At 47.8% G+C, this 20,017-nt stretch carries 21 protein-coding genes; 7 read left to right on the top strand and 14 right to left on the bottom strand.

Annotated features, from left to right (window positions below):
• Positions 1–148: 148 nt before the first annotated feature.
• The gene (locus QUB68_RS15230) at positions 149–1,834 is read left to right on the top strand and encodes a transglutaminase domain-containing protein (RefSeq protein WP_332994134.1); all 1,686 of its coding nucleotides are present in this window, start codon (positions 149–151) and stop codon (positions 1,832–1,834) included.
• A gap of 123 nt (positions 1,835–1,957) precedes the next feature.
• Positions 1,958–2,098, top strand: a complete 141-nt coding sequence (locus QUB68_RS15225; protein ID WP_332993823.1) for a hypothetical protein — start codon at positions 1,958–1,960, stop codon at positions 2,096–2,098.
• Between the two features lie 250 nt (positions 2,099–2,348).
• On the opposite strand, the gene QUB68_RS15220 is transcribed toward QUB68_RS15225, so the two are convergent.
• The 4 genes from QUB68_RS15220 to QUB68_RS15205 form a co-directional block, all read right to left on the bottom strand.
• Positions 2,349–2,543: a hypothetical protein gene (locus QUB68_RS15220; RefSeq protein WP_332993821.1), complete on the bottom strand. Its 195-nt coding sequence runs from the start codon at positions 2,541–2,543 to the stop codon at positions 2,349–2,351.
• 80 nt (positions 2,544–2,623) lie between these two features.
• Positions 2,624–3,229 (bottom strand): anti-sigma factor family protein, encoded by a 606-nt coding sequence (locus QUB68_RS15215; RefSeq protein ID WP_332993819.1) that lies wholly within the window; start codon positions 3,227–3,229, stop codon positions 2,624–2,626.
• 144 nt (positions 3,230–3,373) lie between these two features.
• Complete coding sequence (locus QUB68_RS15210; RefSeq protein ID WP_332993816.1) at positions 3,374–4,033, bottom strand: sigma-70 family RNA polymerase sigma factor; 660 nt, start codon at positions 4,031–4,033, stop codon at positions 3,374–3,376.
• Between the two features lie 118 nt (positions 4,034–4,151).
• The gene (locus tag QUB68_RS15205; protein WP_332993814.1) at positions 4,152–4,643 is read right to left on the bottom strand and encodes a molybdenum cofactor biosynthesis protein MoaE; all 492 of its coding nucleotides are present in this window, start codon (positions 4,641–4,643) and stop codon (positions 4,152–4,154) included.
• On the opposite strand from QUB68_RS15205, the gene QUB68_RS15200 reads away from it, so the two are divergent.
• On the top strand, positions 4,642–4,797 hold the full coding sequence (locus QUB68_RS15200; protein ID WP_332993811.1) for a hypothetical protein: 156 nt from the start codon (positions 4,642–4,644) through the stop codon (positions 4,795–4,797). The two genes, QUB68_RS15205 and QUB68_RS15200, sit on opposite strands and share 2 nt — an antisense overlap.
• 453 nt (positions 4,798–5,250) lie before the next feature.
• Positions 5,251–5,628: an SH3 domain-containing protein gene (locus tag QUB68_RS15195; protein WP_332993809.1), complete on the top strand. Its 378-nt coding sequence runs from the start codon at positions 5,251–5,253 to the stop codon at positions 5,626–5,628.
• A gap of 141 nt (positions 5,629–5,769) precedes the next feature.
• Here the strand turns inward: QUB68_RS15195 and QUB68_RS15190 are convergent, their stop codons facing one another.
• On the bottom strand, positions 5,770–6,750 hold the full coding sequence (locus tag QUB68_RS15190; RefSeq protein ID WP_332993806.1) for an aspartate carbamoyltransferase catalytic subunit: 981 nt from the start codon (positions 6,748–6,750) through the stop codon (positions 5,770–5,772).
• Positions 6,751–7,381: 631 nt separating this feature from the next.
• On the opposite strand from QUB68_RS15190, the gene QUB68_RS15185 reads away from it, so the two are divergent.
• Positions 7,382–7,600: a DUF4327 family protein gene (locus QUB68_RS15185; protein WP_006631282.1), complete on the top strand. Its 219-nt coding sequence runs from the start codon at positions 7,382–7,384 to the stop codon at positions 7,598–7,600.
• Between the two features lie 132 nt (positions 7,601–7,732).
• On the opposite strand, the gene QUB68_RS15180 is transcribed toward QUB68_RS15185, so the two are convergent.
• From QUB68_RS15180 to QUB68_RS15155, 6 genes are all read right to left on the bottom strand, one after another.
• Positions 7,733–8,974: a protein kinase domain-containing protein gene (locus QUB68_RS15180; protein WP_332994133.1), complete on the bottom strand. Its 1,242-nt coding sequence runs from the start codon at positions 8,972–8,974 to the stop codon at positions 7,733–7,735.
• Between the two features lie 624 nt (positions 8,975–9,598).
• Complete coding sequence (locus tag QUB68_RS15175; protein WP_332993804.1) at positions 9,599–9,889, bottom strand: hypothetical protein; 291 nt, start codon at positions 9,887–9,889, stop codon at positions 9,599–9,601.
• Positions 9,890–9,896: 7 nt separating this feature from the next.
• Positions 9,897–12,182, bottom strand: coding sequence for a serine/threonine phosphatase (locus QUB68_RS15170; protein ID WP_332993801.1), 2,286 nt, complete (start codon positions 12,180–12,182; stop codon positions 9,897–9,899).
• 310 nt (positions 12,183–12,492) lie between these two features.
• Positions 12,493–15,060: a single-stranded-DNA-specific exonuclease RecJ gene (locus QUB68_RS15165; RefSeq protein ID WP_332993799.1), complete on the bottom strand. Its 2,568-nt coding sequence runs from the start codon at positions 15,058–15,060 to the stop codon at positions 12,493–12,495.
• A gap of 238 nt (positions 15,061–15,298) precedes the next feature.
• Complete coding sequence (locus QUB68_RS15160) at positions 15,299–16,186, bottom strand: PD-(D/E)XK nuclease family protein (protein ID WP_332993796.1); 888 nt, start codon at positions 16,184–16,186, stop codon at positions 15,299–15,301.
• Positions 16,187–16,361: 175 nt separating this feature from the next.
• Positions 16,362–16,859: a pentapeptide repeat-containing protein gene (locus QUB68_RS15155; RefSeq protein ID WP_332993794.1), complete on the bottom strand. Its 498-nt coding sequence runs from the start codon at positions 16,857–16,859 to the stop codon at positions 16,362–16,364.
• 109 nt (positions 16,860–16,968) lie between these two features.
• Here QUB68_RS15155 and QUB68_RS15150 point away from each other — a divergent pair, with 109 nt between their 5' ends.
• Complete coding sequence (locus QUB68_RS15150; RefSeq protein ID WP_332993792.1) at positions 16,969–17,334, top strand: phage holin family protein; 366 nt, start codon at positions 16,969–16,971, stop codon at positions 17,332–17,334.
• Positions 17,335–17,341: 7 nt separating this feature from the next.
• On the opposite strand, the gene QUB68_RS15145 is transcribed toward QUB68_RS15150, so the two are convergent.
• Entirely contained in the window at positions 17,342–18,184 is an 843-nt protein-coding gene (locus QUB68_RS15145) for a cobalamin biosynthesis protein (protein WP_332993789.1), read from the bottom strand.
• A gap of 121 nt (positions 18,185–18,305) precedes the next feature.
• On the opposite strand from QUB68_RS15145, the gene QUB68_RS15140 reads away from it, so the two are divergent.
• Positions 18,306–18,671 (top strand): hypothetical protein, encoded by a 366-nt coding sequence (locus tag QUB68_RS15140; protein ID WP_332993787.1) that lies wholly within the window; start codon positions 18,306–18,308, stop codon positions 18,669–18,671.
• Positions 18,672–18,679: 8 nt separating this feature from the next.
• On the opposite strand, the gene QUB68_RS15135 is transcribed toward QUB68_RS15140, so the two are convergent.
• Together QUB68_RS15135 and QUB68_RS15130 are read right to left on the bottom strand one after the other, a co-directional pair.
• A complete protein-coding gene (locus QUB68_RS15135) occupies positions 18,680–19,201 on the bottom strand; it encodes a GNAT family N-acetyltransferase (protein ID WP_332993784.1) in 522 nt (173 codons plus the stop codon).
• A 98-nt stretch (positions 19,202–19,299) separates the two neighbouring features.
• Positions 19,300–19,914 (bottom strand): TetR/AcrR family transcriptional regulator, encoded by a 615-nt coding sequence (locus tag QUB68_RS15130; protein ID WP_332993782.1) that lies wholly within the window; start codon positions 19,912–19,914, stop codon positions 19,300–19,302.
• Between the last annotated feature and the right edge of the window lie 103 nt (positions 19,915–20,017).

Here is a 20,017-nt window from a genome sequence, read left to right as displayed (position 1 = left end):
GAACTCGTATTTTCGTAAAAAAACCCGGTTGATGCGTCAGTTTTGGAGATCGAGAATCTCGGTAATGAAAGCGGGTGGATCTCATCTCAAGCGATCGGCTACAAGTCAAAAGTCAAGTTTTCTGTACAATACCGGCAAGAAATTTAGCATGAACCTCGATTCACCAGTTATCTCGGACAAACAGCCTTCGGGGCTGCGAATGGTCAGACCGATCGGTGTATCTGCACTGCACGGCATTGCTTTTTTGGGAAATAGGTTGTTCGCGGTCGATCGCGCCGAAGGGCTGCTATTGGAGATCGATCGAGAAACTGACAACACTACTGTTTTGAATCCTTGTCAAACGGCCAAGTTTGCGAGCGCAACCGGGCTGGCTATTTCTGAGGATACTCTCTGGTTTTCGCGGGATCAGGATATTTGTTGCTGTCCCCAGGCAATTCGGGACGGGGCGATGGGTGAACTCACACCGGAACATTTTGTTTCGCTTCCTTATCCTGCTGACGGGATTGCAGTTTGGCAATCTACGCTTTACGTGACTTGCCAGAGATTGGGCTATATTCTGGTTTTTGACGTGAAAACTGGTCGAGAAATTACTCGGTTTTGTGCTCCGGGTATTGGGGTGGAAAATATCACTGTCCGGGATGAGGAAATTTGGGTTTGCGATAAGACTGAGCAAACAGTTTACTGTTTGGAGAGGGCAACTGGGGAGATTAAATTTAGTGTTTTGACTCCCTTTGAGTGGCCTTCTGGTTTAGCTTTTCACAAGGATGCCCAGACGGGGGAAGAGACTCTGTATGTGGCTTATGCCGGGGATGAACTTTACATTCGGGATGACCCGAATGCGGAAGATCCTTTTAAGTTGACGAAGCGCGATCGCACTTTTATTCACCCTTTGTATTTTCACTACAATGAAGCCGACAGCTACGCTCTGTCAAACGGTTATTTGATGGAAATGTCTTATGTGGAGGAACTGTCTCCTCTGGATGAGGTAGAAATCGAAAATTTGGAGTGGCGGATTGCTTTGCCTTCGGAAACTGCTCGGCAAAAGGTCAGGAAAATTACGCCGATCGGAATGCCTTTTACTGAGGAAATTCAGGAAGGGGAACGGGTGGCGGTGTTTAAGTTCGATCGCCTCCAGAAAGGTGAACGCCGAATTTTTGGCTGGAAGGCTTTGTTAGAAGTTCGATCGATCAAGTATCAATTATCGCCTCGGGATGTCGAAAAAATTCCACAACTGTCGCCGGAGTTTGCCGCTAAGTATTTGGTGGACAATGATAATTTGGCGATGGATACGGAGATTGTGCGATCGGCTGCTGTGGCCTCCATTGGCACGGAAACTAATATTCTGAGGCAGTTACTGAGCATTCGGAATTTTGTTTACGATCAACTTTCCTACGGGATTAGGCCTCACATTGACACTCCCGATATTGTACTGCGTCGCGGCATCGGTTCTTGCGGCGAGTACGTGGGGGTGTTGTTGGCTTTAGCCCGGTTGAACCGGATTGCTTGCCGCACAATTGGGCGTTACAAGTGTCCGGCTTTTGCTGACAGAAAAGGTTTGCCGCTGGAACCGGATTTCAATCACGTTTGGCTGGAGTTTTACATTCCTGGTTTTGGCTGGGTGCCGATGGAATCTAATCCTGACGACATTCAAGACAAAGGCCCTTATCCTTTGCGGTTTTTCATGGGTTTGGCTTGGTATCACGTAGAAATTGGCAAGGGAGTTCGGTTTCAAAGTCTCACCAGCGGGGGTCTTCCTTTAAATAAGGAAGATGTTTCCGTGGGTAGTCTGGCAATTAATCATGTCCGGTTTACAATTTTGGAAGAGTTGCTGTAAGGTTTGTAGTGAGGACGAAGAGTCCTCTAAGTTTTATGACGACTCTTCGTCCTCACTACAAACCAATTTTATTGCGGTTGTGCGATCGCACATAATCTCAAGTCTAAGTTTGCAGGAGGGGTTGTGGAATTTTCTATTGCTAATTTTCTGGTTTTGGTAGCCTTTGTACTGCTGGTTACTGTGACTGGCGGGGTCGCTTATTTGACGGCCGTTGAGTGGCGCGATCGCAGGCGGTTAGATAAGTCTAAACGGAAAAAACAGTAGCTGTTTGCTGTTGACAAAGTGCCTTTTGTACGATCGAAAACAAGGCGTCCCAACCAGGTCGCCTTGTTTTTTTATTTGAAGTATGTTCACCGCAGATCAAATCGAGTTTGGTAACATAACCGCGATCAATTTGTAGTGAGCGCCACCCTCCAAATAGTTCGATCGAGACTGGCATTCCTGACTACCAACGAATTTGATTGCAGTTGTTCGATCGCCCAGAATATACCTTGATTCCATACGTAGCGACAGTTTAACAGCCCGCCCATAGGTAGCTAGAAGCGCATTTGATTGAGGAGACATTGATGTTGGCGATCGCCAACAGCAAAAAAAACAGGTGACAAGTGCGATCGCCCGCTCTAATTCCACTAGCTACCCGCTCCGATATTAAGATGTCGCCCCACAATTCGTCATTCAAAGCCGGGAGATTATCAAAGGATATATCCATTAAAAAACTGGGAAAAATCGGAAAAAGCCCCCGTTTTTTAGGGAGCTTAAAAACTTGTGTTATTGCTAAAAACAGAGATTCTACTGCGCTTTTGGCAATGACTTGTGAGGGCTTGGTAAAGCAGCTTTCGGAATATCCATCACAGGTGAATTCACCCCAAGCATCAAATCGTTGGGATTAACAATCTCCACCACAGGCTCGTTCAAAGCCACAATCAAACCGTCATATTCAGCAGGAACCAGCGATCGAGCAAATTGGGGAGCAAACAGTTGCCGGCCACCAGCGACACCAGACACCACCGCAACCAACAAAGCTGCGATCGCACCTCCACCCAAAACCCAAGTCCGTTTCGACTTGCGTTCCACCCGCTGCAAAACCTTCGCCGCCAAATCCTGTGCAGATTGTTGCCCAGCAGGCACAGGCATTGACTGAAAACTCTGCTGCATCATCATCAGTCGCGAGTACAAACGCTTCGTAGTGGGGTCATTTGTCAGCCATTCCTCAACTTGCCGGCGTTCTGTAGCAGTCACTTCGCCGTCGATGTAGGCACTCAGTAATTCAAAGCGATCGCGCATCATAGTAGTTACATTTCCCGGCGAATAATTGTTGTTAGTTTGATTTGGGGCCAGCGAATCCTCAAGACCTTGCTGATTCTGATTTTTATCCGATTCAAAGTTATAATTCATATTTCACATCACTTGCTCAATTTTAGGGGAAGTACCCGATCGCTATTAGGATAATTTACTGCTTATTTATATTGTAAAATAGAAGTTTTGATGTCACAGCAAACTTCATCAAATCTTCTCGTTCCGCCTCTGAAATCGCTCTTGCTAATTACCGTCGAGGTATTTTTGCAATTGCAACTGCAATCTTTGGCGAGCTCTAGCAATTCTCGACTTGACAGTTCCCAGAGAAACTCCGGTCATTTCCGCTATTTCCTCATAGGCTAAACCTTCAATTTCTCTGAGCACAATTGTCGTGCGGAATACTTCCGGCAAATCGGCGATCGCCACTCGCAACTGCTCGTAAAATTCTCTAGTCGTCAAATCTTCATCAGGCCCCGGACTGTCGGCCGGAAGTTCCCAATCAATCTCCCCATCTTCCAGAGCACGGGGTACGTCCAGCGACAGCGGAGTTCGCACGCGCTTGCGCTTGCGTAACTCATCGTAAAACAAATTAGTGGCGATGCGGCTCAGCCAGCCCCGAAATTTAACAGGCTCTTGCAAGCGGTTAATATTGCGGTAGACTCGAATCCACACTTCCTGAGCCAAGTCGGCTCGGTCTTGCCAGTCAGGGGCCAAGTGATAGAGAACTCTGTCTACGTGGGACTGATACCGCTTCAACAGTTCGGTAAAATCTGTGCCTTCAGGTCGATTTCCTTCCTGACAACGCAACACCAAGTCATAATTAGAGAGTTTTTCGGCTGGCAATTGCACTCTTTGAACGGTCGCCACAACCGCAGACCAGGACACGGAAATAAAGTCGCTCATGGGTGGAATTGGCTCATCGAACATTCCACAGTTGTTGACGCTGGCCGATCGCCATCGGTTCCCGCACTCAGAAACTGCGATCGTCGGCTGCTGCCATCATCCAGTCAATGAGTTCTGACTAATGACCCGTAACTTCGCACGCTCCAATACTAACCCAACTGCTAGAACCATCTGCCCAATGTTCCTTTTTCCAAATCGGTACATTGTGTTTGAGCGTATCTATGGCGTACTGGCAAGCTGCAAAGGCTTCGCCCCGGTGGGGACAGCCCACAGCCACCACTACGCTAATTTCCCCCACCTGCAAGTGTCCGACGCGGTGGTGAATGGCAATGCGATTGACATCTGCCCACTGGCGGCGGATTTCAGTAGCGATTTGCTGGAATACTCGCACCGCCATCGGTTCGTAGGCTTGATATTCTAGGGAAACTACAGCTTGACCGTCTGTTTGGTTGCGGACTGTACCGCTCATCAACACCACGGCTCCGTTAGCGCCGTCATCTACCAAAGTATAGACTTCCTCTACAGATAAAGGAGCTAAAGTAATGGCGAAGCTGTCTGATTCATGGCATTGAGGTATTGTGCCGATCGAAAGTGCCGCGAAGGAGTTCATGGCGAAACAAGTGGTGGAGAACTCGATCGATCTTGACACAAATCAAGTCGCGATCGATCGGGCATCCTGGTTAGGAAGACACAAAGGTCAATCTTTAGCAAAATGTCGATCGGCACCATACCGCCCAAGCGCAGTGCGATCGGGTAAAATATAACTCGCCCCAACCAAATTCCGACAGTGGTTAAGGATGAGCAGCCGGTTTGTGCGATCGAATAGCTGTTGTTAGCTCTGTAGCAAATCAATAAGTAAGCACACCAAAAAAAGTAGTGTCATTCCCAACTTGCGGCACGCAATCTCTCATCCCAAGCGATTGCGGCATTCGCTTTTTCATGACACAGTTAAGTTAAATTCTGCGCTCCTAAGACTGGGGGCAGTCCCAATTTTTAGCAGCAGATGTAAAGTTTATTTTTTTTTTGTTCCGGAAAGCTGATTCGATGACATGATGTACTTGTGCAGGATTCAGGCAAATTGCCGAATACTCGGCAAAAACAAGACGGTAACAACCTCTTGTGGCTTTTCTGACACATAAGTTAATGGTTTCGGCTGTTAATCGAGGTCTTGACCTGAGCCTGCACCAACAAATGTTAACAACAATCACGAGGAAACTATGGAAGCACTAGCATTGAGCCACTCTTTTGTTGCTTATGAATCTCCAGAATCCGAGCTCCAACTGGAATTGAAAATTCCTAAATCGGCAGTGATAGGCGTTGCAGGTCTGGCAGTAGCCCTGTCTGTTCTGAGTGTCAGTGGCGAAGCCCAAGCAAGTTGCCACTACAAGCGCTGCGGCGGCGGTCACCGCCATCACAGCTACGGCGAAGTTGCCACCAACGGCGGCCGACTGAATATCCGCCACCGACCCAATGGCTGTTCTCATGTCATCGGCAAGTTATACAATGGAGACAATGTGGCATTGACCGGTCGTTACAAACACGGCTGGGCGCAACTGAAAGGTGGCGGCTGGATATCCAGTGCTTGGCTCAACTAATTCTTAACTAGAACAATTTACATTTCTAGAAAGAGTTTTAATCGTTACCAAGCCGAGCTTGGTAACGATTATTTTAAAGAGGCGGGCGATAGATGTTGAAAATAATCGAAGAGCCGAAATTAATCACTAACAACTCACAATCTAAACTTTACCGCCACCGATCAGATAGAGTAAGGCCATCCGCACCGCTACGCCGCTGGTAACTTGCTGAGAAATCAGGCTAAACTGAGGATCGTCCATCAAATCCGAGCTAATTTCCACGCCGCGGTTAACCGGGCCAGGGTGCAAGACCTTCACATCCGGCTTGCAGAGTTTCAGCCGATCGCGCGTCACCCCATACAAAGCATGATACTCTCTTAAACTCGGCAGCAAATGCTGGCTCATCCGTTCCTTTTGCAGCCGCAAAGTCATCACAAAATCAGCATCGGCCAAAGCAGGTTCAAGCTGCCAGTGCAAAAATAACTTACCTTCCCTACCCTCGCCGCACTCAGCAAACAACAGTGGCAGCAAAGTCGGCGGCCCGGCCAAATGAACCTCTGCCCCAGAAGCCGTCAAACTCCAAATATTCGACCTAGCCACCCGCGAATGCAAAATATCTCCCACCACAGCAATTTTTTTGCCCGCTAAAAGTTCCAGCCGCGGACGTTCGGAATCTAACAGAGAACAAATAGTAAATAAGTCTAGCAAACCTTGCGACGGGTGTTCGTGCTGGCCGTCTCCAGCATTGAGAACGCTCACTCTCGAACCCAAGCGCTCCATTTCCGAAGCAATAGTGCTCGGGACTCCAGCTTGTTCGTGCCGGATCACCATCAAATCGGTTCCCATCGCCAGATAAGTCTTAGCCGTATCCAGAATAGTCTCCCCCTTGGTCAGAGAAGAACTTCCCGGTGTAAAATTCAGTGTATCCGCCGACAGCCGCTTTGCCGCCAACTCAAAACTGTTGCGAGTCCGGGTAGAAGGTTCAAAAAACAAATTCGCGACCACTTGACCCTGCAAGGCGGGCACTTTCTTGGTGCGGCGCCCGAGCACCTCCCGAAAACTGGCCGCAGTTTGCAGCACCGTATCGTATTCGTCCGAGGTAAAATCAGCCAGAGTGAGAATGTGTCGCCTTTTCCAAGTCATACAATTTTAAATTTGAGATTTGAGATTTGAGATTTGAGATTTAGGACAATGGGTTGGGAGCTTGCTGGCACGCCTGCGTTGGGCGGCCCAGAATGTTCGATCGACAGTCGCGGGGATTCAGATCAACAGTATCCAACAATTTTTGACCACCTTTGCCGTCACTAGAGCTATAATTAGTTTATGCAGCTCAAACCCCACTCGAACAGCGAACCCAGCCTCGAAGCTGAAAAAAGTGCGGTTTACGCACCAGAAAGCGGAAATTAAGCTTTCGCGACGGTTCGAGCCGTAGTTGCAGTTTCTCCCAGACTCAGCCTTGTTAAAGAGCAGCTTTTCTGGGCCATGGCATCTGCCACTTTGTGGAAACAATCGAGGCGCCAAACCTCCCACCGCTGATCGACAGCACATAGCGGGACATTTTAAAGATGATTAATTCTTTGAAGTCAGTCTTGAATCTTCAGTCCTGCTTATAGGCCCTTGTCAAAACGAACTGTGTTAAGATACAAGTTGAATATGTAGCTTCCCGACAAAAATCTACACGTATCTTGGCGAGACTGTTCTTGGCGAAACTGCGGTAAAAAGTAAGAGCTGGGAAGTGGTAATTAAACAAGATTTAAACAATTCAAGAGGTATTATGAGCCAGCAGGTTATACAGCCGATGGTTAAGTTCCAGCGTCAGGTGCATTCTCTCGTCACGTCTGACATTATCAAGCCGACAGACAGCATTTGGAAAATTGCTCTGCTTTATGGCGACGAATGGCCTTACTGGAAACAGCAACTCCTAGAGTTTGATTTTTCTATGCAAGACCCGGTAAGCGAGTTGATAGCTGTAGAAGCTTGGGACGAGGAATAGGGCTATGGGCATAGGGCTATGGGCATAGGGCATAGGGCATAGGGCCTAGGAGGCAGAGCCGGAAAGGTTATTGGTAACAAATAACAAATAACCAATAACAACAGTCAACAGTCAACTGACAACTGACTTCCCTTAAAGGCAAGTTGCTAAAGCTCGAGCTAATTGTTGAGCAGTTTGAAAGCGATCGCCAGGCTTAGCTGCCGTGGTTCGCAAAATGGTCTCCCGCAACGAAGGTGCGATCGTCGGAATATTTTCGAGCTTAAAGCCGTAACCTCGAGCCATTTTCCCGTAAAACTTTTGAGGGCTTTGGGCTGTCAGCAAAAAAATCAAAGTAGGCCCGATAGCATATAAATCCGACTGAGGGAGAGGCTGTCCCCGGTCTTGTTCTGGTGCGGTGTAGCCTTCAACGCCGATGCGAGTGCCCGGAGGAGTGCCGATTTCTTTAACGGCGCCAAAATCCAGCACTGTAATGCCATTGTCTCGATGCCGCACCAGCAAATTAGCAGGTTTAATATCCCGGTGGACGATCGGGGGTTTTTGAGAGTGAATGTAGTCCAAAATCTCACAGGTTTGGATCATCCACTCGATCGCCTGTTGGGGAGCAACAGGCCCGCGGTTGTAGATGCGTTTTTCTAAATCCTCGCCGTGGAGCATTTCCATCACCAAGTATTTTTTGCCCCCTTCCACAAAAAAATCAAAAAACTGAGGAATTCCCGGATGGTGGAGGGCCTTGAGAGTTTTAGCTTCACGTTCAAACAGTTCTTGAGCCTTGACTATTTGAGCCATGTCAGCATTCATTTCCTTGAGGACTACCAGAGAAGCTGCGGGGGAACTGCCGGGTTTTTGAGCTTTGGCGAGCTCTCGATCCCAGGCTAAAGTCGTTGTCCCCATACCGCCTTGGCCCAAAGTTCGCAGCACTTGGTAGTGACGGACTGTGCGATCGACTTTAATCGGTTCGCCGCAGTGGATGCAGAATAAATTCCCCGGCGGGTTTCCCGCGTGGGTACACCTCGGGGCGGCGGCGCTGAAGCTAGGGATCGCCTCAATTTTGCCGCCAACTTCAATCGTGACAACTTGGAAATGCAAAGTTGGGCCGCCCCGCGCCAACTGGATCAGGGCACCGTCGGATATCCAACCCTGAGACATGAGAGTACCGTTAACAAAAGTGCCATTTGTTCCGGAATTGACTAAGTACCACTGACCTGAGGTGCCGCTTTTAACTCTTTGCAATTCCAGGTGCTGTCGCGACACTAGAGCATTGGGAATCACAACGTGATTTTCAGGAGAGCGGCCGATCCGCACAATCGACTCGCTCTCGAAACTCCACTGTTGCAGGGGGGTATTTTTTTCGGGATCTAAAAGAGTCAGCAGCATTTTCGATTCATGTGGTTGAATTCCCTGATTTTGCATTGAGAGTTGGCGGGAATTTACAGATTTGGGGCGTGAGCTTTGAAAAATTAGAAATCAAAAATTACTTATAGCAATCCTAAATAATTTGTACATATGTAGGGGTAGTGCCCCGCCGTGCCTACCTAAGAGCGTAAAGAGGGCAACCACGGGCCGATCGGCCCCTACAAGAATTACACAACTGATTTAGCACTGCTATAGGAGCTTTAGACGTTAGTTTCAGGAGAACTTTATAATATCCTGATTCTGATTAAAGATTCCATAAATTCAGTAATAAATAGTTTGTTGGGAACTATTATTCGTAATATTTCTGAGCGGTCGATCGAGCCTAAAAAACACAGTCGATCGATTTAACACTTGCAACTACAAAAAGTAGGTAAATTTGCGGTAGCAGCAGGTTGTGATTTAGGCCCCACATCTATATGTAGGGCGGGAACTTCCCGCCTCATCCCACCATGTGCCGATCGCGATCGAGTATAAAACCGTTTTCGCATTAGCCCGTTAGATGCCTCACTTCATTTTAGTTTAATTTTTTTTGATTAGACTAACTGTTTCTGTCAGTGAAAGCTGTTTCAGCTTTGATGAATCCACTCACGATGGAGCCAGCTTTTCCCGCAGATTCCCAAAACAGACTCTAAAAATTAAAGCTACTGATAAATGGTTTGTCCTCAACAGCTTTTGTGCGATCGTATTGGGGCTGCAATCAGTTTTTGAGCCTTCAAGCGGAAGCTGTTTCAACACCGGATACCTAATAGCAGAGCGAGCCGTCAAGCCTTGCGCGGAAACGGCAGAAGCTGTTCGCTTTCCCTGCAACAATTGCAGGTTTAAGTCGGGCGGTCGCCGACGGATGGCGCCGCCTTTGAAAAAGTTGGCAGCAAGCATCAAAATTCTAAAATCGAAATGCGCCTACCTGGGCCCGAATGATAATTGCCGTGATATTGTCGTGACCGTTGCGTTTGTTGGCCAGTTCAATCAACTCGGCAACTCCCTGGTCGAGATTAGCTTGGGGATTGAACAGAGGTTCGAGAGTGTTCCGCCAGTGAGTTTCCAACAAATCATTATCTGTCAGGCCGTCGGAGGCCAAAATCAATAAAGTATCTTCGCACAAGTCTAAAAACTGCACGTCAGGCTTGAGAAAATTACCGTCTCGGGGGCCGATGGCTTGAGTTAGTTGATAGGCGTCAGGACGAGAATAAGCTGTTTCCGGGTCAACCCCGCGCTTAATTTCGCGCTGCCCTACTTCGTGGTCTGAGGTGATTTTTTCTAGAGTCTGTCCCTTTCTGAGTCGGTAGAGGCGGCTGTCGCCGACGTGGACAACGGCGAACTTGGTGTCTTGAACTAAGACTGCGACTAGGGTTGTACCCATGCGGGCGCTGCCGGAGCGGCCGTCCTTTTGATTGATTTCAAAGATGGCTTTGTTGGCTAGGAGCACTCCTTCGCGGATGGTGTCTGCTTGGGGCAGTTGATTTTCCCAACTGGTTTGAAAGAATTCTCTGAGGGTTTCAGCGGCTAGTTGACTGGCTACTTCTCCGCTGTCGTGTCCGCCCATGCCGTCGCAGAGAATGTAAAGCCCTTTGGTTTGAAAGATGCGACCGAAGGAGGTTTCGAGTTTGTTGATTTGAGTCCAGATGCTGAAGAAGTCTTCGTTGTGGTCGCGGGTGCGGCCGACATCGGTGAGGCCTGCGTCTTCTAGGCTGTAAATCTGGACTGGCATGGGCTGGGTTAATACCTCGCCCACAACTTCGGGGGAGGTGTTGTCGGGACTGCGGTAATGCTGGCGCTCTGGGGTTGAGGTTGGTAGAGGTGCGGATTGGAGTTCGAGGGGAACGGTTTCTAGGCGCGATCGCAATTCTTCGATTGTGTTAATCTCGCCTCTGTACATTTGTTGCAGCAGTTCGAGCAATGCGCCAAACTGAGTGCGATCGGACTGGTTAAATATCGCCTGCCACAGTTGCCCCAAATTTACAAGTTGCAAGTTCGAGCCGGCGGGTTCGGGATAGAGGTATTGCAGCCGCACGGAGGCAAAGGAAAAGGAAGAGTCGGGGTTGACGCGCAAATTTGTGAGTTCCAACAAGCTTTGCCGGCAGTGCCAGGGTTCTAGGGCAGCCCAGAGTTCTGTCATTTCGTGCAGCCAGTACACAATTTGCTGGGTGGAAGTTTCGGGTTGGCTCCAACGTTCTACTAGCAGCGGCCATTGGGAGCAGTCTTCTAGCAGCAGCACTGCCTGTTGGTTGTCTGACCAGCTATCGTGAATGACTGGCAGGTTGTGAGAGAATTGCCAGCGAAGTGACAGATAAGGTTCAGCTATGCCTTGGCAAAGCTCTGCTAAGGCGGAATTGGTGGCATTTTCTCCGGGTTTGATGGCGGAGGTGTAGGGGGAGGTGCGTTTGGCGACGCTGGCAGAGTTGGCGGCTAGCATTGCTTTGAGCGGTGACATTTGCAGCGGCTGACAGTCTAATACTGTTACTGCTACTGTGTCGGAGGGTTTTCTCGCAGGTAGGGTTTCTAGGAGTTGGTAGCGCTGCTGGGTGTCTAGATAAGCTCCTGCTGGCTGGGAAGGAATTAAATATTCGGAATTGAGGACGGGGATTTCTGGGGATTGGGGAGATGCGCTGTCGGGGCTGTGGGTTGCTTCCTGAGTTGGTTGGGGCTGTGGTGAGGTTGTGAAATTGTTTTGGGATGGGGTTATTTCGCCCTCTGGTGCTGGAGTAGAGGTTTTTTGGTCTGTTTGAAAGGATGCTGGTGCGATCGCCCCTACGACGATTTCAGCGTCAATATTTTCTGGACGGCTGTTGGCGGCGGCCTCGGGCTGTGGAGAAGTTGGGGCGGCTGCTGGGAGTGCGTCGGCGGTGATTTGTGTTTGAATGGCGTCTGTGATTGGTTCGGGGCGGTTTTGGGCTGATGCGGTTTCTGGAACTATGTGTGGTTTTTGTGCAAACTCGGCTGGGGGAATGCTTGACTCGTCTGGCTCGACTGCTGGAAAGTTCGATCGGCCGCAGATAATCGCCCGCCACACTTGACCTGTTGCGACGCCGCAATTCTGACATTCTTTGGCGCTAAAAGCGACTTGGACGCCGCATTGGTAGCAAGCTTTGTAAGTTAGGGAATTGCCGCACTGTTGACAAAACTTGTTGAGATCGGGATTTTCAAATTGGCAGCGGGGACAGAGGAGCATAGGGGTTTTAAATGGGAGATGTGCGATCGAGTGAAAGCAGTGGGGAAGTTTGGGGGTTTGGGGTGGTGAGTTATGGGCTTTGAGTTTTGGGCCTGACTCGCAACGGATAACTCGCATTGCCCTATGCCCTATTTTATCGGCATCAATAGAGAACTAAGATATTTCTTAGAACTGAGATGTTGCACCGGTGTCAGGAATAGGCCCACAAGCCTGCCCCACCTGCGTTGCTCTAAGCCCGCCCCACAAAAAAAGTCAACTCATCAGTGGAACAGGCCAGAAAGCCTGTTACTGAAAAGCTGCAAGATCTCAGTTAGAAGGGAGTTGCTGTATAATCTTCTGGGAAAACGGTGTCTCGGGCGATCGACACAATGGTGGATAGGGGTACTTGACAGAAATATTTCCGCCGGAATTGTTCTTCGGAGACTGCTGCTAGGAATTGCGCTGCATAACGGGTGGCGGTGGCAGAATTGGGCATCCAGAATTGAGTTGAGGGGCTAGAGAATAAGGTTTGGGAGATGTGTTCTCCAATTTCTGTTGTTTGCGGTTGTCTGGTGATGTGGAAAGCTCGATCGCGATAATTGACTTGGAAACCGAGATGTTTTAGGGTTGTGAATCCGAGTTGCAGGGAGGTGTCGCTGATTCCGAGTTTTTGGCTTAGTTGCTGTCTGGTGACGGGTTTGTTGGTGCGGCTGAGGTATTTGGCGATGCCGATTAGCTGTTGGCAGATTTGCTGCGGGGCTACGAGTGGCGGTAAACTGTAGGCGATCGCCAGTTTTTGCTGCTTCTGCTGTGCTTGCCGAAACCAGACGCGCAGTTCGTCCCAGCTTGCGGGGCATTCTTTGAGGATAATCGAGTTTTCGCGATCGACTATTTCTGAACTGTCAACTAGATTTTCTGCCAGCATTGGAGATGCTGAGTTTGTGCTGGCTGCTAACAACTCTTCATCGTTATTTCTGTTTCGCCAGTCTACGATCCAATCTATTTTAGTCGGACAATTAATTTGGCTTTCTTCCGTGCGTTCCCGCACTGCTACCAGACGCACTTCATACCGCGATTTGTAAGTATTAAAATCGAGTTCGACAGTGGCATCGCAGCGGCCTTGAGGAACTTCGTTTTGGTTGTGTCCCCACCAAATGCCGGGAAATCCTGTATCGCTAGATTCATCTCTAATTGTAAATTCTGTTTTGATATATTCTACTTTTTGTCCTTTCAAATCTTTGATTTTTTGATTCCAAAGATTATCAAACCAGCAATTTTTGATTAGCAATTTAGGTGCGGGGTTGCCCATGCCGCAGGGTTCCAGCAGTTTGAGTTCTTGAAATAATTCTTTACCCAATTCGGAAACAGTAATTGTGAGATCGGCTTGAACGGGGGCTGCTGTTAAAGTTTCCGGACTGTATTGTTGTCGCAGTTGCTGATTTACAGCATCGGTAAATAGGGGGATGTTTTCAACTGGGAGACTCAATCCGGCGGCGAAGGGATGACCGCCGAATCTGTCCAATAAATGTGCTTGATCTTTGACTAATTGGTAAAGATCGATTTGATTGGCTGAACGGGCGGAACCCCTGGCAATTTTGGATTTTGAATTGGGGGTTTTAGATTGGGAAAGTGTTTGCGAATCGGGGTTGAAAGAATCAATAAGTTGCGTGTCTGGAAGACTTTCGTTAATTTCTTCGGTTCCTTCTGTGCTGAACAAGATCGCGGGACGGCCGTATTCTTGGGCGATTTGTCCCGCTACTAATCCCAATACTCCTACGGGCCATTGGGGGTCACTGAGGACGATAACGCTAGTAGTTGAAAGGTCTAGTTTGGCTAATTTTTCGGCGGCATCTTTGGCAACATCTTTTTGCAAAGATTTGCGCCGGGAGTTGGCAATTTCGGTTAAATTTGCTAGTTCTTCGCAGTGCTGTTTGTCGCGGCTGGTGAGGAGTTCTACGCAGAAGCTGGCGTCGCCTTGAATGCGGCTGACGGCGTTGATTCTGGGGCCGATGCCGAAGGAAATGTCGGTTGGGCGATCGCCTGTTTTTTTGCACAGTTCGAGCAATTTTGCAACTCCCGGACGGGTGGGATTTGCAATTTGTTTTTGCAGTTGTTCTATGCCGATTTGTGCTAGGTAGCGGCTGTCTCCCGTCAGTTGGACTAAATCGGCAATTAAGCCGATCGCCACTAAGGCCAATAAATCTGCGATCGGTCGCTGCGGAATATCAGGTAAAGTGTGATATAATGCTTCGATTAATTTGTAGGCTACGGCGACGCCGGACAGGTTAAACAGTTGGTGGTGGGGTTCAAAGTAGCGGGGATTGATAATGGCTGTGGCGGGAGGGCGATCGTCGGGTAATGTATGATGGTCGGTGATAATTGTATCGATGCCTAAACTTGTGGCATATTCGATTTCGGCGATGTTTGTACTGCCAGTATCGCAGGTAATAATCAGGGTAATTCCATTTTTTGCTAAGGCGTCTATTCCCGGGATATTGAGCCCGTGAGATTCGGTTAAGCGGTTGGGAATGTAATAAATTAGTTGCTCGTCTTTGGGAAAAAATTCTCCTAGTCCGTCCCACAAAACGGAGGTTGAGGTGATGCCGTCGGCGTCGAAGTCTCCCCAAATTGCGACTTTTTCTGCCTTGTTTCTGGCTTGCTGAATTCTGGCTATCGCCCAGTTCATTTCTAGTCCGAATTCAAAGGGACTTGCTGGTTGGTAAAGTTTGGGGTTGAGGAAACCGGGTATTTGTTCGGGGTTTTGAATTCCTCTATACCAGAGAAGTGCAGCGGCATAGTTTCCAGGGAGTTCGGGCGCGTGGTTTCTGACAGCTTGAATCAGCCAAGCTGGGGGTTCTAGTAAGGGTTGATTTTGCCAGTTTTGAGGTAATTCTGTCATCGGTTATTTCATGAATTCCAGTAGGGGCGGGTTCACCAACAATCTTTAATTCACATCCACAATATCTATAAACCCGCCCCCACCAAGCGACAAAATTTTATAACTCCAAACCTCAGAAACCCGGTTTCTTCCTAGATCTATCGTTACTAAACGAAAAACTTCGTAGAAACCGGGTTTCTTGCCTCCCAATGCGTCCAGGATTGAAACTGTCCGAAGAGTTTGCATAGTAAAAGGTATGTTAAATAGATATTTCATCGATTATAGCAAGATTTGGTAGCCAATTTGCTGAATTTTCTGTGGCAAAATTTGGTGAAGAAGCTGTGGTTTCTTGTCTGCGGTTGCAGCGAGTGGCGAATTGACAGGAATCGCAGAGATTGGCACTAATTTCTACTTGGGGCAAAAATTCTGTGCCTTGGGTATAGCGCTGTCGCCAGTCGCTTAGCTGGTGCAAGAGGTGGGTTAAATCTTGTTTTGTGCGATCGTGCTTTGTTTGGTTGTAGGAAAATGTGAGTTTTTGCGGCGGTTCTTCTCCTCGCAATTGCACGAACCAGTATGTCATGGAAACTTGTTCGGGGGAATAGTCGCTGGTTTCTACTAAGACATATAAATACAGGCGGGTTTGCCAACTTTCGGCTATCCATTTTGATTTTTGAGGGCGGGGATAGGTTTTCCAGTCGAGAATTTGAGCTGCGTTTGGTTCGGCTATTAATAAGTCGTAGATAACGGTGAACAGGTATTCTTGAAAAATTAGGGTGCGGGGGTGTTCGGCTTGGCGGAAAATTTGGTCGTTATGTTCTGAAGCAGCGAAAAGTTCGGGTGCGGTGTTGATAAATGCTGCGACACAGCGTCCTATTTCGGGGTCTTGTTGGGTGATGGATGCGATCGGCAATCCGAGTTCTCGCTGCTGCATCAACAGGTGAAAGCGGCTTCCCCAGGCGAGTTTTTCTTGGTGTTCTGGGGAGGCGGTGGTGGCGAGGAGTTCAAGGTAGCTGTGTTGGAATTTTCGCGGACATTCTTCGAGGTTTTTGAGCTGGGATTGGGAGAGTCGAAACATTTTTTGGTATGAGGTTGTGGGTTTTTGGTAAGGTTTTGTTATACTAATTGTATCAGGTAGGCTATCTGCCATCAAAATGTTTGTAGTGAGGACTAAAGTCCTCAGAATCGGAGGACTGAAGTCCGAACGATCAAACTAATCTTATTATTTATGGTCGTTCGAGCGGACAGGATCTAAAATACTTAAGTTGACAGTTCGGGAAACGCAACGCTGTATCCTTAACTTGAAATTATGGGATTTAGATAAATTACCTGCATCCCAAAGAATCGCGAGTAGAAATCCCTGTTTGAGAATTAATCCCGCTGGCTTTTGTGCACAATTCTTTAAGTTGGGCGCCGTCCATAATTGAGTCGGTAAAATCAGCGCCCGTGATGTTAACTCCCTCAAAAGTAGAACGCAGCAAAATTGTTTCCGCTAAAATTGCATCGCTTAAATCGGCATTTTTAAATTTAACTTGATCGATCATGGCATTAGTTAAATTGGCGCCGTGCAAATTCGCCTGAGTCATCACCGATGCGCTCATAATTGCTCCCCGCAAATCGGCATGAGAAAAATTAGTTAAGTCCATATTAGCGTTAGAAAACTCAGCCGCGCGCAGCATTTGACCGGAAAAGTCGCGTCTTGTCAGTTCGGCGTTGCTAAAGGACAGCGGCGGAGCGTAATATTTAGATTGAGCCTGGGCTGGGCGCGGGAGGATGAAGATAGTTAGCGCCAATAGGAATGCTGCTAGTTGCCGGAGTTTCATAAGTTTGATATTCTCGCAAGGTGGATATTTGGTAGTGTATCCCGAACTTTGGTCGATCGACTAAACGGTTACAATCTCAATTAATAGTGATGGAGATCAAAAAAACGATATGCTAAGCTTTTTCTTAACTTGGATAGTAGCCGCAGTTTCGCTGGTGATTACCGCTAACATTGTACCAGGTATTGTGGTGACGAGTTTTCCGGCGGCGATGCTGGCGGCTGTGGTGATTGGATTTGTGAACGCGGTTGTCAGGCCGATGATTACACTGCTGACGCTGCCTTTGAGTATTATTACTTTAGGTTTGTTTTTGTTTGTTGTGAATGCAATTTCGCTTTCCTTGGCTTCGTGGTTGGCGGGTGCGTTCAGTATCGGTTTTGCGGTTAACGGTTTTTGGCCTGCTTTGTTTGGTTCGATTGTGTTGTCGTTTGTTTCTGGGTTGATCGGTCGATTTGTGTATGCCGACACTTTTGAGTAGTAAGATATTATCCTAGATAGTCGATCGGGCAAACTGCAACCGCTACTGTTACCGCAGAACCCACCTTAACCCCTCCTTGCAAAAGGGGGGGATTTTGACTGCGAAATATTTGTTTGGGGACTAAGAGCCTTTCACGGGCGGGAAGGATGCCCACCCCACAAGCAGATTCACTCTTTGTGGAACAGGCATCTTGCCTGTTTTTGAGAGCAGATTCACTCTTTGTGGAACAGGCATCTTGCCTGTTCTTGACAATGGTACAAGATATCAGTGCGATCGCACAAAGTGCAGCCGCTTCTGCTACGCTGGGCGTACCGACTGCTGTTGCTACCATATTTGAAGGGTTGGGGACTTCTACGGAACTTAAGATATCAGCAGCAAAGGTTTTTAACGGCCAGTTTCGCGCTGCACAAAGTTCCAGCAAGCCAAGTTCACCTGCTTTAGTGTCTATTGTAGCAATACCTGCGATCGCACCTTCAGCTAAATGATAAGCGCGACAGACATTTTGAATCGCAGTTTCGATTAATTCCCGCGGGGTTCCGGCTTCGCAACCAATCCCTATCCACAACACTCTCGGATGCCATTGAACCTTTGGCAAAACAGATTCCGGCGCAAATCTTCTCTGAGTAAAACTAATCCAAATTCGCCCTTTGATAGTTGACAGATTTTCCCCATCCCAATACAAAGAATGTTTTTCAGGCAGACTATTTCGCCACAAAGTAGAACCAACTTCTTGAATTACTTCTACAGTTTCTCCTCTCTTCATAGCTGCCGCCACTCCCATCCAGTCCCCTGTCCCGCGATTCCAACCGCTGGGAATATCTAGCATATCTAACGTAAATTCATCGCTCATGATTCAGTTATGTATTCCGTAGTTTCACTGAGACCCCAATCTTAAAAAAAAAATAACACTCTTAATTGAAAAGTTTTGTATAATATTTCTAGCATAAACTGCCAACAACAAAATATTTAATATGGTAGAACTGAACCAGTTACTGTTAGAGTTTGAAAGCCACCTCACATGGGAAGCCGTGACGGAACAATGGAAACAACGTCGCGACAGTTGGATGAGTGAAGTGCAAGCAGCAGTTGATCCATCACAGCTAGCAGAATTTTTAGTTGAATTGGAATCAGAGATAGAGTGGGAAGCGGTGCAAAATCTATGGAAACAGCGCCGGGAAAGTTGGGTAGAAGAATGTCAGGTAGCCTCGACTCTTGAAGAAGTATCAAGTTTATTGCTGGATCTTGAAAGCAATACAACTTGGGAAGTAGTGGCTGATGAATGGCAGGATAATCGGGAGAATTGGGTACGGCAAATGTACGAGTTTAACGATGAGTAATAATTCACTCAATCAAAATCAACTTTCATAGTCAATGATGTCCCGGCTGTGCGGTTGATTGTCTCGCTTCCCTCAATTACTTTAAATCCGGATCGCTCGTACAAATTCAGGGCCCGATTTGAGCTTCTGACACTCAGGGATGCCGCGGGATAAGATGCTTTTGCTGCTGACAACAAACGAGCCAGCAACTGCGTTCCTACACCCTGATTTGTATATTCTGGAAGAACTGCAATTGCCAATTCCGGGATAGCATCGTCAATCCAGCCAAATCCCTTTTCATCTCCTGTAAACAAACGCAGCCACGCCGCTCCTATGGGCTGGCTGCTGTTTAATTCAATTGCTACGAATCCCGTATCGCCTGCACGTCCCCAATCCTTGACATATCTCGCAATTAAAGGATGATTCACAACAGCTTGCACCGTTGATTCGCCTTCTTCTGCCATGTGCGCCGCAACGTACAGCATTTGCCACAAAAACGGCTCGTCTTCCTGCGTTAAGGGCCGAATATAATAGTCCAAGATTTTGTCCATAAGTAGAAGTTCGGCAACGGATGTAACGGATGTAACGGATGTATGGAAGAATAAAGAAGGAAAAAAGACGCGAACTACTAATGATCAATGACCAATGACTAATCTTTAACTAAAACCCCATTTAGAAAAATATCGGCTAATCCTTCAGCCATTTCCTGCATTTGCTGCGGAGAAGCATTGGGTTCCATAATCGTATTTTGACTAAAACCCGCGACTGCAAACATTCCCAAAAATACCTGAGCAACAATCTTCGGATTCATCTTTCGATAAACTCCTTTTTCCATCGCCGTTTCAAAAAAAGCCTCAGCCACATCGCTCATTTTTCCAATGACTTCCAACTGAATTCTGTCGCGTAAATCCGGGTGAAACTGCGCCTCTAAGAAACACACCCGCATCATATCGCTATTCTCGCGGATATTTAGCATCCGGCGCCGCATCACCTGAGCCACCGCTTTGTAACTGCCCATCTCGCTCAATTCTGTCAGCAAATCTGTCAGTATTTCCACCCATCCTTCCGTGGCTACCTGAATCAAAATCGCTTTTTTATTCTCAAAATGCCGAAATAGCGTACCCTCTGCTACCCCCGCCGCCGCTGCTAAATCGCGAGTTGTCGTACCGTCGTATCCGCTGCGGGCAAACAACCGCTGAGCAGCTTGTAAAATTCGCTTCTTGGTTTCTGTTTCTGAAGGAGGAGACTGATTAAAAATTCGCATGGCTTTGCAATTGGTAATTGGCGACTTGGAACTGTGGGTTTGGGAATGAAGGGCGAAATAATGTTAAGTTTTAAGTTGTGCGCGACTTTAATCCCAAACTCAA

Source organism: Microcoleus sp. A006_D1, assembly GCF_036702805.1.
In the GTDB taxonomy this organism is placed as follows: domain Bacteria; phylum Cyanobacteriota; class Cyanobacteriia; order Cyanobacteriales; family Microcoleaceae; genus Microcoleus.
This window is presented reverse-complemented; position numbering and strand designations above follow the sequence as displayed.

Bases quoted from the DNA above. Each gene is read 5' to 3' on its own strand.
- QUB68_RS15215 (WP_332993819.1), bottom strand. From the start codon at position 3,229: ATGAATTATAACTTTGAATCGGATAAAAATCAGAATCAGCAAGGTCTT.
- QUB68_RS15170 (WP_332993801.1), bottom strand. From the start codon at position 12,182: ATGCTCCTCTGTCCCCGCTGCCAATTTGAAAATCCCGATCTCAACAAG.
- QUB68_RS15185 (WP_006631282.1), top strand. From the start codon at position 7,382: ATGAGCCAGCAGGTTATACAGCCGATGGTTAAGTTCCAGCGTCAGGTG.
- QUB68_RS15175 (WP_332993804.1), bottom strand. From the start codon at position 9,889: ATGCTTGCTGCCAACTTTTTCAAAGGCGGCGCCATCCGTCGGCGACCG.
- QUB68_RS15230 (WP_332994134.1), top strand. From the start codon at position 149: ATGAACCTCGATTCACCAGTTATCTCGGACAAACAGCCTTCGGGGCTG.
- QUB68_RS15145 (WP_332993789.1), bottom strand. From the start codon at position 18,184: ATGAGCGATGAATTTACGTTAGATATGCTAGATATTCCCAGCGGTTGG.
- QUB68_RS15150 (WP_332993792.1), top strand. From the start codon at position 16,969: ATGCTAAGCTTTTTCTTAACTTGGATAGTAGCCGCAGTTTCGCTGGTG.
- QUB68_RS15200 (WP_332993811.1), top strand. From the start codon at position 4,642: ATGGCGAAACAAGTGGTGGAGAACTCGATCGATCTTGACACAAATCAA.
- QUB68_RS15210 (WP_332993816.1), bottom strand. From the start codon at position 4,033: ATGAGCGACTTTATTTCCGTGTCCTGGTCTGCGGTTGTGGCGACCGTT.
- QUB68_RS15205 (WP_332993814.1), bottom strand. From the start codon at position 4,643: ATGAACTCCTTCGCGGCACTTTCGATCGGCACAATACCTCAATGCCAT.
- QUB68_RS15135 (WP_332993784.1), bottom strand. From the start codon at position 19,201: ATGGACAAAATCTTGGACTATTATATTCGGCCCTTAACGCAGGAAGAC.
- QUB68_RS15130 (WP_332993782.1), bottom strand. From the start codon at position 19,914: ATGCGAATTTTTAATCAGTCTCCTCCTTCAGAAACAGAAACCAAGAAG.
- QUB68_RS15195 (WP_332993809.1), top strand. From the start codon at position 5,251: ATGGAAGCACTAGCATTGAGCCACTCTTTTGTTGCTTATGAATCTCCA.
- QUB68_RS15220 (WP_332993821.1), bottom strand. From the start codon at position 2,543: ATGGATATATCCTTTGATAATCTCCCGGCTTTGAATGACGAATTGTGG.
- QUB68_RS15160 (WP_332993796.1), bottom strand. From the start codon at position 16,186: ATGGCAGATAGCCTACCTGATACAATTAGTATAACAAAACCTTACCAA.
- QUB68_RS15140 (WP_332993787.1), top strand. From the start codon at position 18,306: ATGGTAGAACTGAACCAGTTACTGTTAGAGTTTGAAAGCCACCTCACA.
- QUB68_RS15165 (WP_332993799.1), bottom strand. From the start codon at position 15,060: ATGACAGAATTACCTCAAAACTGGCAAAATCAACCCTTACTAGAACCC.
- QUB68_RS15155 (WP_332993794.1), bottom strand. From the start codon at position 16,859: ATGAAACTCCGGCAACTAGCAGCATTCCTATTGGCGCTAACTATCTTC.
- QUB68_RS15190 (WP_332993806.1), bottom strand. From the start codon at position 6,750: ATGACTTGGAAAAGGCGACACATTCTCACTCTGGCTGATTTTACCTCG.
- QUB68_RS15180 (WP_332994133.1), bottom strand. From the start codon at position 8,974: ATGCTGCTGACTCTTTTAGATCCCGAAAAAAATACCCCCCTGCAACAG.